General features: G+C 67.6%; 14 protein-coding genes. 6 read left to right on the forward strand and 8 right to left on the reverse strand.

Annotated features, from left to right (window positions below; genetic code table 11):
* Positions 1 to 51: 51 nt before the first annotated feature.
* Entirely contained in the window at positions 52 to 318 is a 267-nt protein-coding gene (locus HNO81_RS16860) for a hypothetical protein (RefSeq protein ID WP_175319259.1), read from the reverse strand.
* A gap of 482 nt (positions 319 to 800) precedes the next feature.
* Here HNO81_RS16860 and HNO81_RS16865 point away from each other — a divergent pair, with 482 nt between their 5' ends.
* Complete coding sequence (locus HNO81_RS16865) at positions 801 to 2,186, forward strand: MBL fold metallo-hydrolase RNA specificity domain-containing protein (RefSeq protein ID WP_175319260.1); 1,386 nt, start codon at positions 801 to 803, stop codon at positions 2,184 to 2,186.
* Positions 2,187 to 2,193: 7 nt separating this feature from the next.
* Here the strand turns inward: HNO81_RS16865 and HNO81_RS16870 are convergent, their stop codons facing one another.
* The 3 genes from HNO81_RS16870 to HNO81_RS16880 form a co-directional block, all read right to left on the reverse strand.
* Complete coding sequence (locus HNO81_RS16870; protein WP_254703539.1) at positions 2,194 to 3,240, reverse strand: TerC family protein; 1,047 nt, start codon at positions 3,238 to 3,240, stop codon at positions 2,194 to 2,196.
* 228 nt (positions 3,241 to 3,468) lie between these two features.
* Entirely contained in the window at positions 3,469 to 4,056 is a 588-nt protein-coding gene (locus HNO81_RS16875) for a hypothetical protein (protein ID WP_254703540.1), read from the reverse strand.
* 117 nt (positions 4,057 to 4,173) lie between these two features.
* Positions 4,174 to 5,043 (reverse strand): DUF1295 domain-containing protein, encoded by an 870-nt coding sequence (locus HNO81_RS16880; protein ID WP_175319261.1) that lies wholly within the window; start codon positions 5,041 to 5,043, stop codon positions 4,174 to 4,176.
* A 140-nt stretch (positions 5,044 to 5,183) separates the two neighbouring features.
* Here HNO81_RS16880 and HNO81_RS16885 point away from each other — a divergent pair, with 140 nt between their 5' ends.
* From HNO81_RS16885 to HNO81_RS16895, 3 genes are read left to right on the forward strand one after another with little or no spacing between them, the layout of a single operon-like run.
* On the forward strand, positions 5,184 to 5,639 hold the full coding sequence (locus tag HNO81_RS16885) for a MarR family transcriptional regulator (RefSeq protein WP_175319262.1): 456 nt from the start codon (positions 5,184 to 5,186) through the stop codon (positions 5,637 to 5,639).
* A complete protein-coding gene (locus HNO81_RS16890) occupies positions 5,636 to 7,504 on the forward strand; it encodes an AMP-dependent synthetase/ligase (RefSeq protein ID WP_175319263.1) in 1,869 nt (622 codons plus the stop codon). Before HNO81_RS16885 ends, HNO81_RS16890 begins: the two co-directional genes overlap by 4 nt.
* Positions 7,501 to 7,932, forward strand: a complete 432-nt coding sequence (locus HNO81_RS16895) for a DUF2177 family protein (protein WP_175319264.1) — start codon at positions 7,501 to 7,503, stop codon at positions 7,930 to 7,932. Before HNO81_RS16890 ends, HNO81_RS16895 begins: the two co-directional genes overlap by 4 nt.
* A gap of 146 nt (positions 7,933 to 8,078) precedes the next feature.
* On the opposite strand, the gene HNO81_RS16900 is transcribed toward HNO81_RS16895, so the two are convergent.
* From HNO81_RS16900 to HNO81_RS16910, 3 genes are all read right to left on the reverse strand, one after another.
* Complete coding sequence (locus tag HNO81_RS16900; RefSeq protein ID WP_175319265.1) at positions 8,079 to 8,225, reverse strand: hypothetical protein; 147 nt, start codon at positions 8,223 to 8,225, stop codon at positions 8,079 to 8,081.
* Position 8,226: 1 nt separating this feature from the next.
* Entirely contained in the window at positions 8,227 to 9,612 is a 1,386-nt protein-coding gene (locus tag HNO81_RS16905) for an OFA family MFS transporter (RefSeq protein WP_175319266.1), read from the reverse strand.
* A gap of 162 nt (positions 9,613 to 9,774) precedes the next feature.
* Positions 9,775 to 10,638 carry a hypothetical protein gene (locus tag HNO81_RS16910; RefSeq protein WP_175319267.1) on the reverse strand — a complete coding sequence of 288 codons (864 nt, stop codon included), beginning with the start codon at positions 10,636 to 10,638 and terminating at the stop codon, positions 9,775 to 9,777.
* 176 nt (positions 10,639 to 10,814) lie between these two features.
* Here HNO81_RS16910 and HNO81_RS16915 point away from each other — a divergent pair, with 176 nt between their 5' ends.
* Positions 10,815 to 12,491, forward strand: a complete 1,677-nt coding sequence (locus HNO81_RS16915) for an FAD-binding dehydrogenase (protein ID WP_175319268.1) — start codon at positions 10,815 to 10,817, stop codon at positions 12,489 to 12,491.
* Here HNO81_RS16915 and HNO81_RS16920 read toward each other — a convergent pair.
* Positions 12,448 to 12,984: a GNAT family N-acetyltransferase gene (locus HNO81_RS16920; RefSeq protein ID WP_175319269.1), complete on the reverse strand. Its 537-nt coding sequence runs from the start codon at positions 12,982 to 12,984 to the stop codon at positions 12,448 to 12,450. The genes HNO81_RS16915 and HNO81_RS16920 overlap by 44 nt on opposite strands.
* Before the next feature lie 66 nt (positions 12,985 to 13,050).
* Here HNO81_RS16920 and HNO81_RS16925 point away from each other — a divergent pair, with 66 nt between their 5' ends.
* A complete protein-coding gene (locus HNO81_RS16925) occupies positions 13,051 to 13,947 on the forward strand; it encodes a potassium channel family protein (protein WP_175319270.1) in 897 nt (298 codons plus the stop codon).
* The last annotated feature ends 8 nt before the right edge of the window (positions 13,948 to 13,955 follow it).

The raw sequence follows: 13,955 nt of genomic DNA on the forward strand, positions 1-13,955 counted from the left end.
AGCAGTCCTCCGAGCAATCAGCATCTGGCTCACAGCTTTAGGAGACACACCCTAGTCCCCCATGCCCGGATGGACAGGAACAAAGTCCAGCTTGTTGCCTGCGTTGGTGCGCCCTGCCGGGGCACGGCTGAATCCTTTGGCGTCGAGTCCGTTCGAGGCGCGGAACTCCGCGAGCGCGGTGTCGTAAGCGTCGTTGAGTGTCTTGCCGGAGAACTCGCCGGTGCTGCCGTCGTTGAAGGCGATCCGGATCCGGACGCTGGCCGGGTAGTGCCGGTTCATCCGGATGAAGCCGTCGGCGTCCTGCTGGAGGGTAATCACGGGATCCTGCTTTCGTTGGGGAGCACCCCCAAGTCTGCCCCACGACGCCGGGCCCGCGGCACCCGGCGCGGCTGCCGCCGTCGTCCCCGCCTCTGCACCAGGCACGCAAAACCTGCAGGTACCTTCGCGATCTCGCTAAGAGAAGGCTCGGACATTCGCATGTCCTGAACAACCCGGCGTCATCTGATGGTTACCTGCAGGCGCCTCAATTCTACGTCCGGTCCTGTCCGATAAAAAGGGGTCGGGACCATTTCACCCGGCGGATTTTCAGTATTGCTGCCGTCCCTGTCACCCGGAGCGGCGGTGCCGCAGCCGGGCCTTTTGTCCCTATCAGGCCGCCGCCCGCAGGTATTAACTGAAGGCGGGCCTGGAAGTCCGCGCCGCACCCGGCGAAGCCCCTGCCACGGAACCGACGAAGCGTCCTACCACCCGCGGCCGATGCCGTGACCTCCTGCGCCGCGGCGCTATGGACAGGAGCAGGTATGGGCGAAAGGCATCCCCCGGTGCTGCAGTTTCTCGGCGCGACGGACACGGTGACGGGCTCCCGGTACCTCATCCGCTCCCAGGGCCACCAAATCCTGGTGGACTGTGGGCTCTTCCAGGGCTATAAGCTCCTCCGCGACCGTAACCGCATACCGTTCCACGCCACGCCAGCCACCATCGACGCCGTCGTCCTCACCCACGCCCACCTGGACCACAGCGGATACATCCCTGCCCTGGTACGGGACGGGTTCCACGGCCCGGTCTATGCGACACCTGGAACCTCGGAGCTTTGCACGCTGCTGCTTCCGGACAGCGGCTACCTCCAGGAAGAGGAAGCCCGCTATGCAGCCCACAGGGCGTCCTCCATCCATCATCCCCCCAGGCCGCTTTACACTGCCAAGGACGCCGTCCGGTCACTGAACAACTTCAAAGCGCGGGACTTCGACACCCTGGTCCCCCTCCCCGGAGGCATTGAAGCGACGTTCCTTCCCGCCGGCCATATCCTCGGCGCCGCCCAGGTCCGGCTCAAAATGGCCGGGCGCACCGTCCACTTCACGGGAGACCTGGGCCGCGCCCACGACCCCCTGATGTACCCGCCGCGCGGCCTTGAGCCGGTGGACGTCCTGGTCACGGAGTCCACCTACGGGAACCGTGCGCACCCGGCCGGCGACCCTGAAGCTGAGCTCGGCGAGATCATCACCAGGGTGGCCAAACGGCAAGGCGTCATCCTCATCGCAGCGTTCGCAGTGGGCAGGGCCGAAACAGTCTTGCTGCACATCGCGCGTCTGCTGGCCAAGCACGCCATCCCCTCCATCCCGGTCTACCTCAACAGCCCCATGGCCATCGACGCGTCCGACATGTACCAGCGGCACCGGGAAGAGCACCGGCTCAAGCCCAACGAGTTCGAGGCCATGTACAAGGTGGCGACGCCCGTCCGGAGCCCTGACGAATCGAAACTGCTCAACCTCCGCGGCGGCCCCATGATCATCATCTCCGCCAGCGGCATGCTCACCGGCGGCAGGATCCTGCACCACCTTGCGGCATACGGGCCTGACCGGCGAAACGCCATCATCCTCAGCGGATACCAGGCCGGGGGCACCAGGGGCGCTTCCCTTGCCGCCGGCGCACAACACGTCAGGGTCTATCGCCAGGACGTAGCGGTCGAAGCGGAAGTCATCCAGATGGAAGGACTGTCCGCGCACGCCGACGCCGACGAACTGATCGACTGGATGAAGGCCGCACCCCAGGCACCGGCCATGACCTACGTGACCCACGGCGAGCCGGATGCCTCCGATGCCCTCCGGACCCGGATCAAACGCCAGCTCGGCTGGAGGGTCCGCGTTCCCGAGCACATGGAATCCATTCCGCTGCACAACCCCAGGTAGGGGCCGTTTACCGCGGGATGCGCGCGGTGAAATCCTCGTCCTCGCCTTCGGCGGCACCGGCCCCAGCGTGGACCGCATGTCCGCCGTCGCCGGACCCGCCGCGGGTCTTGACCAGGCTGGCCACCGTGGCCACCAGGATGGTGGCGGCGATGAAGAGCAGCGAGAGCCAGATGGGGATCTCCGGCACCCACAGGAGCGGCTGGCCGCCGTTGATGAAGGGCAGTTCGTTGACGTGCAGGGCGTGGAAGACCAGTTTGACGCCAATGAACGCGAGGATGACGGCGAGCCCCTGCGCCAGGTAGACCAGGCGTTCCAGCAGCCCGCCGATGAGGAAGAACAGCTGCCGCAGGCCCATCAGGGCGAAGGCGTTGGCGGTGAAGACGATGTAGGCCTCGCTGGTCAGGCCGTAGATCGCGGGGATCGAATCGACGGCGAAGATCAAGTCCACGAAGCCAATGGCGATGATGGTCAGCAGCATGGGGGTCACAAAGCGCTTCCCGTCCTGCTTCACGGTGAGCCGGTCCCGGTGGTAGTCCGGGGTGACCGGCAGGACGCGGCGCACAAGTTGCATGAATTTGCCGTCAGCCGGGTTGGCGTCATGGCTCCCGAACGCCTGCCGGTACGCGAGGACCAGCAGCAGGGCGCCGAAGATGTAGAACACCCAGGAGAAGTTTTCGATCAGCGCGGCACCGATGGCGATGAACCCGCCGCGCAGAATGAGGGCGATGATGATGCCCACCATCAGCACCTTCTGCTGGTACTTCTTGGGCACGGCGAACCCGGTCATCACGATGAGGAAGACGAACAGATTGTCCACGGACAGGGCTTTTTCGGTGAGGTAGCCCGCGAAGTATTCGCCGCCGTAGGTCCAGCCCGAAACGGCTCCGATCCCGACGCCGAACACGAGCGCAAGTCCAATGTAGAACGCCGACCAGCGCGCCGATTCGCCGATTGACGGCTCGTGCGGTTTGCGGACGTGGGCGAAGAATTCGTAAACGAAGAACAGGATGGTCACGGCAATGGTGATGATCCAGACGAGGGGTGTTACCTGCATGGCGGGTACTCCAAAGGGTAGGCGCTGTCATGTACGCCAAGGTCTCCTCCGCCCGGTGGAAACCGGAGCCGGTGGCCCGGGATGCGTCGCTGCATCCGTATTGACGGGCCACTCACAGACGGGAGTACTCCCCTTGATGGGTTAAATCGTAACTGATGAACGGACGACGACGGCACCTGGTTCCGGATGCCGCCGTCGGTCCTGCCACGCGCGAGGGGCGGGGCGCGGCTATTTGAGGCTCAGCGCCACCACGAGGCCGATGACGACGGCGGCTACGACACCCAGGGAGACATAGAGCCCGGCCTTCATGGAACTCGTCCGGACGGTGGCGCCGGCGCCGGGGAGCGCCGCCTGCCAGGCTTTGATGGCGTCCAGGCCCTGGTAATAGGCGAACATCATTGCGGCGCCGCCGGCCACGCCCGCCACCGCACCCAGGCCGCCGGCCCCGCTCATGGCAGCTCCGGCCGAACCGGCGCGGCCGATCGCGGTGGGGTCCATGCGGCCACCGGCATCAGCGGTCATTTCCGCCACCTGCCAGGGCGAGGGGCTCGGCGACAGGGACGCGCCCACGCCCACGACGTCGTACTGCCGCCCGTGCGCGGTCACCACCATGGTCCCCATGGACGTGAAACGGACCGATGCCTGGGACGCGGGCAGGGAAAACACCGGCACCCCGGCGGCGTCATACATGCCCAGCGTTGCTGCCGCGTCCATGGCCAGGATGACCGGAACTGTCTTGGCGCCGTTGATCATGCTCTTGCGCCAATAGAGCAGGGATTTCATTGGTTGGGCGGAACCCGCGGGTGTTATCTCCATGTCCACGGCTTAGGCAACGCGCCCCGCCGCATACGCGGAAGCGGCATGGGGAGACCTCCCCCATGCCGCTTCTTCCACGGGTCCGCACCCCGGCCGGGTGCCGTCGTCGTGCTTTCCCTACTTCAGCTTGGGCACCAGCACGGGCGTGTTCTTCTTGTATTCCTCGTAGTCGGCCTGGCCGCCCCACTTTTTGTCCGCCTTCTTTTCCAGGGGCGGCACACCGCTGCCCTTGGTCAGCAGAAGGGTCACGAACACCGGGGACACCAGGGCCGCCCACTGCCAGCCCTGCAGGACGGGCAGGGCAATGATGGCAACGCCCACCCACAGCGTGATTTCGCCGAAGTAGTTGGGGTGGCGGGACTTGGACCACAGGCCGGTGCTGATGAAGCGGCCCTTGTTGGCCGGGTCATTCTTGAACCGGTTCTTCTGCACGTCCGCTGCCGTCTCGATGCTGATGCCCACCAGCCACACCAGCAGGCCCACCCAGAAGAACCAGTCCAGCCCCACCTTCTTGTCCGACGTGATGGCAACCCATGCAAGGGCAGCGGTGAGGACCACCCAAAGGCCCTGGATGGTCCAGGTGTTCAGGAAGCGGAAGAAGTCCGGCTTGAGCTCGTCGAAGCGGTCATCCTTGCCGTGCTTGCTGATCCGCAGGAACAGGAAACTGCCCAGCCGTGCGGCCCACAGGACCACCATGGCCGCGAGCAGCATGCCGCGGGCGTCCACGCCCGGGGACGCCAGCACCAGGAACACGGTGATGGAGATGTAGGTCAGGGCGCCGGTGAGGTCGTAGAACTTCTCCGTCTGCGCCTTGTAGGACGGGATGAACACCAGCCACTGGATCACGAAGGCGATGGCAACCCCCAGCGCGAAGACGGGGAACCCGCCGATCCTCGATCCGCCCTGGCATCCGGCGAGGGCGATGAGCACGGCCACCACCACGGCAATGATGGTGCTGATGAGGGCCTTGCGGCTCTTTTCGTTCACGGATAGATTCCTTTCCCCTGGCCAGCCGTGCGCTGCTGCACGGCAGGTCCTTGTCTCCTGCTAGTCTTCCTTGTATTCAAATACTTTTGATGACTAGAGAACAATAACTACTATATAAGCCAACGAGCGAAGGAGGGCCAGTGTCCAGCCATCACCCGGCCGCCATTGCGCTGCAGGCCCTGTTCAACCTCGCCAACGAAACCGAACGGGAAGTGGCCCGGAGCCTGGACCTGAACCTCACCGACTACCGCGCCCTTTCCGCGCTGGCCCAGTCCGGGCCGGTCACGGTGGGCACGCTGGCCGAAACCCTGGGCGCCACCGCGGCCACCACCACCGCGATCGTGAGCCGGCTGGAAACCAAGGGCTATGCCGAACGGCTCCGCTCCGGGGAGGACCGGCGGCACGTTCACGTCAGCGCCACACCGGCAGCCGCCGCAGGCATTGTGGATTTGATGCGCCCCCTCATGGACGCCACCAACCGGCACATCGAGGCGCTGCCCTCCGCCCGGCAGGACGCCGTGGTGGATTTCCTCAACGTTGCACTGACCCTCATGCAGGACCACCTGCACTCCCTTTCCAAGAAAGACGCCCCGTGAGAGAGTTCACCTCCCCGCCGCTGGCGGACCTGTCCGGCCACCGGAACGCCACCGACCTGCTGATGCACCGCGTCCGCACCTCCCCGGACCACATTGCCTTCGAGGTGCGGGGCAGCGGCTCCGCCATCACCGATCCGTGGCGGCAGGTGACCACCCGGCAGTTCGTGGACGAGGTCCGCGAGCTGGCCAAGGGCCTGATCGCCGCCGGGCTGCAGCCCGGCGACTCCATGGCCATCATGTCCCCCACCCGGTACGAATGGGCCGTGGCGGACATGGCAGCCTGGTTCGCCGCCGCCGTCGTGGTTCCCATCTACGAAACCTCCGCCCAGCCCCAGGTGACGGCCATCCTGGACGACGCCGGCATCCGCCTGGCCATCGCCGGCACCGCCGCGCACGCGTCACTGCTGGAGCAGGGTTTTGCCGCCACGGGCAGGGCGCACCTGGGCGTGTGGACCATGGATGCCCGCCCGGACACCGACCTGGCCGCCCTGGTCCGGCTCGGTACCCATATCCCGGACAGCGACGTGGAACAGCGCCGCCTGCTGCCGGACCTGGACTCGGTGGCCACCATCGTCTACACCTCCGGCACCACCGCAGCCCCCAAGGGCGCCCTGATCACCCACGGCAACTTCGTGGGCCAGATCCTCAACGTGGGCGCCGCCTACACCAGCGTGGTCCGCGAGGGCGGCAACACCATCATCTTCCTGCCCATGGCGCACGTCCTGGCCCGCGGTCTGCAGCTGATCTGCCTGGCCAGCGGCATGCGCATCGCGCACCTGGCCGACCCCCGCGACGTGGTGCCTGCCCTCGGCGCACTCCGGCCCACTTTCCTGGTGGTGGTCCCCCGGGTACTGCAGAAGATCCAGGCATCTGCCGCGGCTGCCGCTGCCCAGAAGCACCTCGGCAGGGTGTGGGCTGTTGCCCAGCGGACCGCCGTGGAGTGGGGCAGGTTTGCGGAAGCGCACGACGCCGATGCCTCCGTCAGTGCCCCGCTGGGCCTGCGGGCGCGGCGGGCTGCGTTCGACCGGCTCTTCTACGCCCGGCTCCGGGCGCTGGTGGGTGGCAGGCTGGACTGCCTGCTTTCCGGCGCCGGCGCACTGGATGCCGAGCTGTCCCTGTTCTTCCGCGGCCTGGGCCTGCCCGTGATCGAAGGTTACGGCCTGACCGAGACCACAGCCCCGCTGACCGGCAACCTCCCCGGGGCCATCCGCTCCGGATCCGTGGGCGTACCGATGCCCGGGACCACGCTGCGCATCTCCGGCGACGGTGAAGTGCTGGCGCGGGGCGTCGGTGTTTTCGCCGGGTACCGCAGCGAGGCGGACAACGACGGGGCGTTCGTGGACGGATTTTTCCGCACCGGCGACCTCGGCTCCCTGGATGCGGACGGCCGGCTGACGCTCCAGGGCCGGATCAAGGACGTGATTGTCACCGCCGGCGGCAAGACTGTCACCCCCGCTATCTGGGAGGGGTACGTGGAGGGCGATCCCTTGGTGGCCCACGCCGTCATGGTCGGCGAAGGCAAGCCGTACCTGGGCGGACTGGTGCTCCTGGACCCGGAGTCCGTGGCGGCGTGGGCAGGGCGCGAAGGCATCGCGGACCTCGCCGGGCTCCGGATTCCGGCGGACGGCGGAGCGGTGCAGGTTGAGGACGCCCGGCTGCTGAGCGTGGTGGGCAAGGCGGTCAGCGCCGCGAACGCCAGGCTGGCCCGGTCCGAACAGGTGCGTAAGTTCGTCCTGCTGCTGGCCGACCTCAACGAATCCCAGGGCATGGTGACCCCCACCATGAAGCTCAAACGAACCGTCTTCACCGAACGCGCCCGCCACTTCGTGGAACACCTGTACACCGACGCAAGGAGCCAAGCATGAGCCCCCGCACCAAGAACTGGCTGACCGCCTACGTCGTCAGCGCCCTGATCTTCGCCGTGCTGGACGTGGCGTGGATCCTGCTGGTGGCCAATCCGCTGTACCAGAGCCAGATCGGCGACATCCTGGCGCCCAAGGCCAACCTGCCGGGCGCGGTGCTGTTCTATGTCATCTTCGTGGCCGGCATGGTGCACTACGGCGTCCGGCCGAACCACCCCGAAGCGACGCTGCGGCAGCGCGTCACCGGCGCCGCCCTGTTCGGCTTCTTCACCTACGCAACCTGGGCCCTGACCGGGTTCGCGGTCCTGAAGGACTTCACCGCGCTGGTGGCGGTCACGGACATCCTTTGGGGAGCCGCGGCCTGCAGCCTGGTGACCTGGGTGACGGCAACCATCCTGCGCCGACGGCTCGCAAAGCCCGCAGCAGCCTGACTCAGCGGGGCCGCGGCGTCGCGGACGGCACGCTTTAGGCCAGCGAACGGCGGCATGACCCCGGAAACCCGGGCCCCGCCGTCGTCCGCTCCTGCAAAAGCCTGCTCTGCGTGACGCCGGACGCGGCGCGGAACCGTGCAGGCGGCTCAGCCGAACAGCGCCGCCACCTGGGTCAGGGTCTGGAAGACGCCGTAAGCCAGCGGGATCCCCACCAGGATCCAGGCCACGACCAGCCTTCCGGTGGACTTGTTGACCGGCTGGTGGGCGCCGTGGGTGGGTGCGGTGCTGCTCATGTCAGGCCTCCAAGGTGGATTTGTGCCGCTCGGGGCGGGATTCATGGAAACGGGCATCGACGGGCTTGACCAGCAGGTTGGCCACAAAGCCGACCACCAGCAGCGCCACCATGGTCAGCAGCGCCGGCTGGTAGGACGCCGCGTTGAGCTGCCCGGGCTTGCCCTGCGCATCCAGGATGCTGTTGACGATCAGTGGCCCGGCCACGCCCGCGGCGGACCAGGCAGTCAACAGCCGGCCGTGGATGGCGCCCACCTGGAACGTTCCGAACAGGTCCCGCAGGTAGGCCGGGACCGTGGCGAAGCCGCCCCCGTAGAAGGAAATGATGACGAAGGCGAGCGCCACGTACAGGGCAGTGGCGCTGGACCCGGCGAGCGCCAGCACCGTGTAGAGCACGGCGCCCACGCCCAGGTACACCATGTAGATCCGCTTGCGGCCCGTGATGTCGGACGTGGCGGACCAAGCGAACCGGCCGGACATGTTGCCGATGGACAGCAGCCCCACGAAGCCCGCGGCCACGCCGGCGCTCACCAGGGACTTGCCGTCGGACTGCCGGAAGAAGTCCTGGATCATGGGCGCCGCCTGCTCCAGGATGCCGATGCCTGCCGTGACGTTGCAGAACAGGGCCACCCACACCAGCCAGAACTGACGGGTCTTGATGGCGTTCTTCGCCGAGACGTTCTCGGTGGTCACCAGCTTGGCCGCCTTGACCTTGGAGGGGTCGAATCCGGCGGGCCGCCACCCGTCGGCCGGCACCCGGACCGTGAACGCACCGAACAGCATGTAGACGAGATAGACGACGGCGAGGGTCAGGAAGAGCTTGCCCACGGCATCACCGCTGGCAACCCAGCCCTGGGCGCCGGAGTTGGGATCGTACGCCTTGAGCAGGGCCTGCGAGACCGGACTGGCGATCAACGCCCCGCCGCCGAAGCCCATGATCGCCATGCCGGTGGCCAGGCCCGGCCGGTCCGGGAACCACTTGATCAGCGTGGACACCGGCGAGATGTAGCCGATGCCCAGCCCGATGCCGCCCACTACGCCGTAGCCCAGGTACACCAGCCACAGCTGCCGGGTGAAGATGCCCACCGAGCCGATGAGGAAGCCGCCCACCCAGAACATCGCGGACGTGAACATGGCCTTGCGTGGGCCGTTGGTGTCCACCCAGGTGCCCATCACCGCGGCGGAAAGTCCCAGCATGACGATGGCGATGGAGAAGATCACGCCCACCTCGGTGAGGCTGGCACCGAAGTGCTTGACCAGCGCCGTCTTGTACACGCTGGTGGCGTACGCCTGGCCAATGCACAGATGGACGGCGAGCGCCGCCGGCGGGACCAGCCAGCGGTTGAAGCCCGGCGGGGCAATGGAGTGGTCACGGTCCAGGAAGCCCATGGTTGATTCCCTTTGCTTGTCGATGACGTCGATGTCTGATCGATCCAGAGGCGAAAGGCCTGGTGTGCCGGGCCCTTGCCTTGGGCAATCATCATGCAATTCATCAGCAAACGAACTATTGGCGCGCCGAGCGGTACCGGATTTACGGCGAACGGCGCGACCCTACGCCAGCTTCACCCAGTTCGCCTGCGCGGGGGTGCCGCCCACGGTGCAGAACCACAGGCTGGTGATCTCGACACCGCGCTGTTCCCGGTCCGGCCACACGGTGGCCAGCAGCTCCCCTGCCGTTGACCGCGGCAGCGCCAAGGGGTTTTCCATGCGGAGCGGAACCAGCAGGAGCTGGGCCATCTGCCGCGATTCCAGCACGGCGCCCTGCTCCCTGGGCGAGGACGCGATCACGCCGGGCCCATCCTGCCCTGTGGCCACCACGCCGGTCTGGCCGTCGCCAAGGAGCCCGGGTCCGGTCCCGGAGATGCCGTGCACCCCCGGCACTCCCCTGCCAAAAACGCCGGGCCCGTTCGCGCCGTCGCCACTGACGCCCGTTTCACCGCGGCCCAGCACGCCGGCCTTTTGCGACGCCTCGAAGGCGGTGTCGCGGGCAGTTGCCTGTTCGTAGCCCACCACGCCGTTCTGGCCTGACCCGAACACCCCGGCGTTGGTGGTGCCGCCGACGCCCAGCAGCCCGGCGCCCACGGAAGCTTCCAGCGGTTTGTCCCGGGCGGCCTCGTGCACATAGCCCACGGCGCCGTTGCGTCCCTGCGCCACCAGGCCATTTCCGGCGGGGATGGTTCCGATCGCACCGCCGGTGGGGAACGCCACCGTGCCCTTGGCATGGATCCCGTCCACACCGTGGGGCGTGGAGACCAGGACTTTGTCTCCCTTGGTGGAGACGTTGAGCACGAAGTCCTCGGCGTACCCTCCCGGCGCGTTGTCGCCGTTGGTGGCGACAAGCAAGGTCCGTTCCTCGCTCTCGTTGGTCCGGCCCACCACCATGTCGTCACCGGATTCATCTGCTCCGCCAGCCATCATCCACCTCATTTCTGCCGGGACCGGGTGGGTGACCGCGACGCGGAGACCAGAATGCCAGCCGGTCAGGTGAGAGCCATTGTGCGCCCGGCTCCAGCGTGCCCACAACCGCCCGGCGGGCGCGCCGTTGTAGGTTGTACGGGACTCTCAGTTACCTCAACCGGGGCAGGTATTGGATGGACGCGGACGTCATCATCATCGGCGGCGGGCTGGCCGGGCTTGTAGCAGGCACCGAGCTGGTGCGCGCCGGCAAGCGCGTGGCCATCGTGGACCAGGAGAACGCCGCCAACCTGGGCGGCCAGGCGTTCTGGTCACTCGGCGGGCTCTTCCTGGTGGACACCCCTATGCAGCGCCGGCTGGGCGTCAAAGACTCTGTTGAGCTTGCGTGGCAGGACTGGCAGGGATCGGCGCAGTGGGACCGGTTCGCCGGCCCGCACCCGGAGGATGAGTGGGCGCAGCAGTGGGGCCGTGCCTACGTGGAGTTTGCCGCCGGTGAGAAGCGGGCGTGGCTGCAGGAGCAGGGCGTCCGGTTCACCCCGCTGGTGGGGTGGGCGGAGCGCGGCGACGGCCGGGCCGGCGGCCACGGCAACTCGGTCCCCCGCTTCCACGTCCCGTGGGGCACGGGCACCGGGGTTTCCGAACCCTTCGCGGACAAGGCCCGCGCAGCAGCTGCGGCGGGCAGCATCAGGTTTTTCTTCCGGCACCGGGTGGACGGCTTAACGTACGACGGCGGCACGGTCACCGGGGTGCGGGGCTCGGTGCTGGCACCGGATGACTCCCCGCGCGGGGTGTCCTCCAGCCGGGACGTTGTTGAGGAATTCGAGCTGCACGCCCAGGCGGTGGTGGTGGCGTCCGGCGGGATCGGCGGGAACCACGAGCAGGTGCGCCGCTGGTGGCCGGAGCGGCTGGGGACGCCGCCGGCGAAAATGGTCACCGGCGTGCCGCAGCACGTGGACGGCAGGATGCTGGACATCGCGGACGGGTCGGGAGTGCGGCTGGTGAACCGGGACCGCATGTGGCACTACACCGAGGGAATCCAAAACTGGGCCCCCATCTGGCCGGGCCACGCCATCCGGATCCTGCCGGGACCGTCGTCGCTGTGGTTCGATGCCCTGGGCCGCCGGCTCCCCTCCCCCGCGCTTCCCGGATACGACACCCTGGGCACTCTGCGCCTCCTGCGGACCACCCCTGACATCCAGCAGTACAGCCATTCGTGGTTCATCCTCAACCAGCGGATGATCGAAAAGGAATTTGCCCTCTCCGGCTCCGAACAGAATCCGGACATCACCAACCGGGACCTCAAACTGCTGCTGCGCACCAGGCTGGGCCGCGGCGCATCCGGTCCCATCGAGGCGTTCAAGGAGCACGGCGCCGACTTTGTGGTGGCCGACAACCTGGCGGACCTGGTTCGAGGGATGAACGGGCTGACAGAGGAGCCGCTGCTGGACCCTGGGCACCTCCGGCGGCAGATCGAGGAGCGGGACGCCGAAATACGGAACCCTTATTCCAAGGATGCCCAGGTGACGGGCATCCGGAACAGCCGCCGCTTTTTGGGAGACCGGCTTTTCCGGACCGTGAAGCCGCACCGGATCCTGGACCCGGCCGCCGGCCCGCTGATCGCCGTCCGGCTGCACGTGGTGACGCGGAAAAGCCTGGGCGGGATCCAGACAAACCTGTCCGGCCAGGCCCTGGGGGAAAACGGCGCTGCCGTTCCCGGGCTCTACGCCGCCGGGGAGGCTGCGGGCTTCGGCGGCGGGGGCGCCCACGGGTACAACGCGCTCGAGGGCACCTTTCTGGGTGGCTGCATCTTCACCGGCCTGACCGTGGGACGGTCCCTGGCGCAGGTGCTGTAAGCCGCCCCCGCACCAGCCGGAATTCAGGCAGCGCCTCCCACTCGGGCGGGAGGGTGTTGCGCTTCCCGTCCGGCCGGAACCCCTGCTTCAGATAGAAAGCCAAGGCGCGGGGATTGCCTTCCAGCACCCACAGGTATGTGGGAGCGGGGCCGACGGCGGCGCTCACCAGCGCTGCCCCCAGGCCAGTCCCATAGGTCCGTCGGAGGGTGTAGATCGAGTACAGTTCCAGCGCTTCAGGGGCATCATCCTCGCGTCCGGGACCGGCGTCTGCGTAGCCCACCAGCTGGTTGGCGGCGTCGAACGCAAGGATGCGCGGCTCGTCGGAGTCCAGGAAAGCCCGACGCCGTTCCACACGTTCCGGGATGGCCGCCCTGCGCCGGCGGAAGAACTCCGGCGACAGCAGGTGGGGGTAGCACTCCTCGTGCGCCTGCGTCTGCATGAGCACCACGGTTTCGGCATCCTCCGGATTGGCCTGGCGAAGGTGAAAGTCCATGGCGCCAGCCTAGCGAGCGGCCCGCACACTCCCCGGCACTCGATCCTGCGGCACCTAAGATGAGGCATGAACTTCGAGGGCGTGCTGTTGACGGCGGTTGGCGCGGCGCTGATCCTGCTGATGATCGCCGACGTCTTCCTGACGCTGCTGTACCCGCACGGTTCGGGGCCGGTGGGCCGCACCATAATGCGCGTGTTCTGGCTGGGGTCGAAGAAAGTCAGGGGCGGGGCTTCGTCCGCCGCGGCGCCATTGGCCATGGCGGCCGTCATTGCCGCCTGGGCCGGCCTTGCCGCCGTGGGCTGGGCGCTGCTGTACCTCCCCCACCTGCCGGACGGCTTTTCCTATTCGAACGGCATCCCCCGCCAGGCCGATTTTGCCGAGGCCCTCTACGTCTCGCTGGTGGCCCTCTCCACCGCAGGGTTCGGCGAAATCGTGGCCGTCCATCCGCTCCTCAGGCTGGTCATGGCGTTCCAGGCGGTGGCCGGTTTTGGCCTGCTCACCGCCACCGTGTCCTGGATCCTGCAGACGTACCCGGCACTCAGCCGGCGCCGGGCGCTGGCCCACCAGCTGAACCTGTTCCGGGAAGCAGCGGGGCCCGCCGGCATCGCCTCGCTGGAGGCGGGCCACGCCGCGGGATTGCTGGAATCGATGGCGGAGAACGTGGCAGCGGTGAGCATCGATCTCCTGTCCTTCAACGAGACCTACTACTTCCACGAGGCCGAGCAGCGTGGGTCGCTGCCGGCCACCCTTGCGTACGCCCACCGGCTGGCCTCCGACGCCCAGGCCGGCAGCAACGCGGAACTGCAGTTTGCCGGCCGGATGCTCAGCGCGGCCCTGGATGACCTGGCGGAAGTGCTGCGCGGAAAATTCGGCCATGAGGGCGACACCTCGTCCGATGTCTTCGACCACTACGAACTCCATCACCGGCACCGCAAGTCCCGGGCCCGCGAACGTAATCCTTGAGGCGGCCC

The organism is Pseudarthrobacter sp. C4D7, assembly GCF_013359725.1.
Classification (GTDB): Bacteria; Actinomycetota; Actinomycetes; order Actinomycetales; family Micrococcaceae; genus Arthrobacter.

Excerpts from the sequence above, each read along its gene's own strand:
- HNO81_RS16895 (WP_175319264.1), top strand. The coding sequence starts at position 7,501 with ATGAGCCCCCGCACCAAGAACTGGCTGACCGCCTACGTCGTCAGCGCC.
- HNO81_RS16910 (WP_175319267.1), bottom strand. The coding sequence starts at position 10,638 with ATGGCTGGCGGAGCAGATGAATCCGGTGACGACATGGTGGTGGGCCGG.
- HNO81_RS16875 (WP_254703540.1), bottom strand. The coding sequence starts at position 4,056 with ATGGAGATAACACCCGCGGGTTCCGCCCAACCAATGAAATCCCTGCTC.
- HNO81_RS16865 (WP_175319260.1), top strand. The coding sequence starts at position 801 with ATGGGCGAAAGGCATCCCCCGGTGCTGCAGTTTCTCGGCGCGACGGAC.
- HNO81_RS16915 (WP_175319268.1), top strand. The coding sequence starts at position 10,815 with ATGGACGCGGACGTCATCATCATCGGCGGCGGGCTGGCCGGGCTTGTA.
- HNO81_RS16905 (WP_175319266.1), bottom strand. The coding sequence starts at position 9,612 with ATGGGCTTCCTGGACCGTGACCACTCCATTGCCCCGCCGGGCTTCAAC.
- HNO81_RS16870 (WP_254703539.1), bottom strand. The coding sequence starts at position 3,240 with ATGCAGGTAACACCCCTCGTCTGGATCATCACCATTGCCGTGACCATC.
- HNO81_RS16925 (WP_175319270.1), top strand. The coding sequence starts at position 13,051 with ATGAACTTCGAGGGCGTGCTGTTGACGGCGGTTGGCGCGGCGCTGATC.
- HNO81_RS16900 (WP_175319265.1), bottom strand. The coding sequence starts at position 8,225 with ATGAGCAGCACCGCACCCACCCACGGCGCCCACCAGCCGGTCAACAAG.
- HNO81_RS16920 (WP_175319269.1), bottom strand. The coding sequence starts at position 12,984 with ATGGACTTTCACCTTCGCCAGGCCAATCCGGAGGATGCCGAAACCGTG.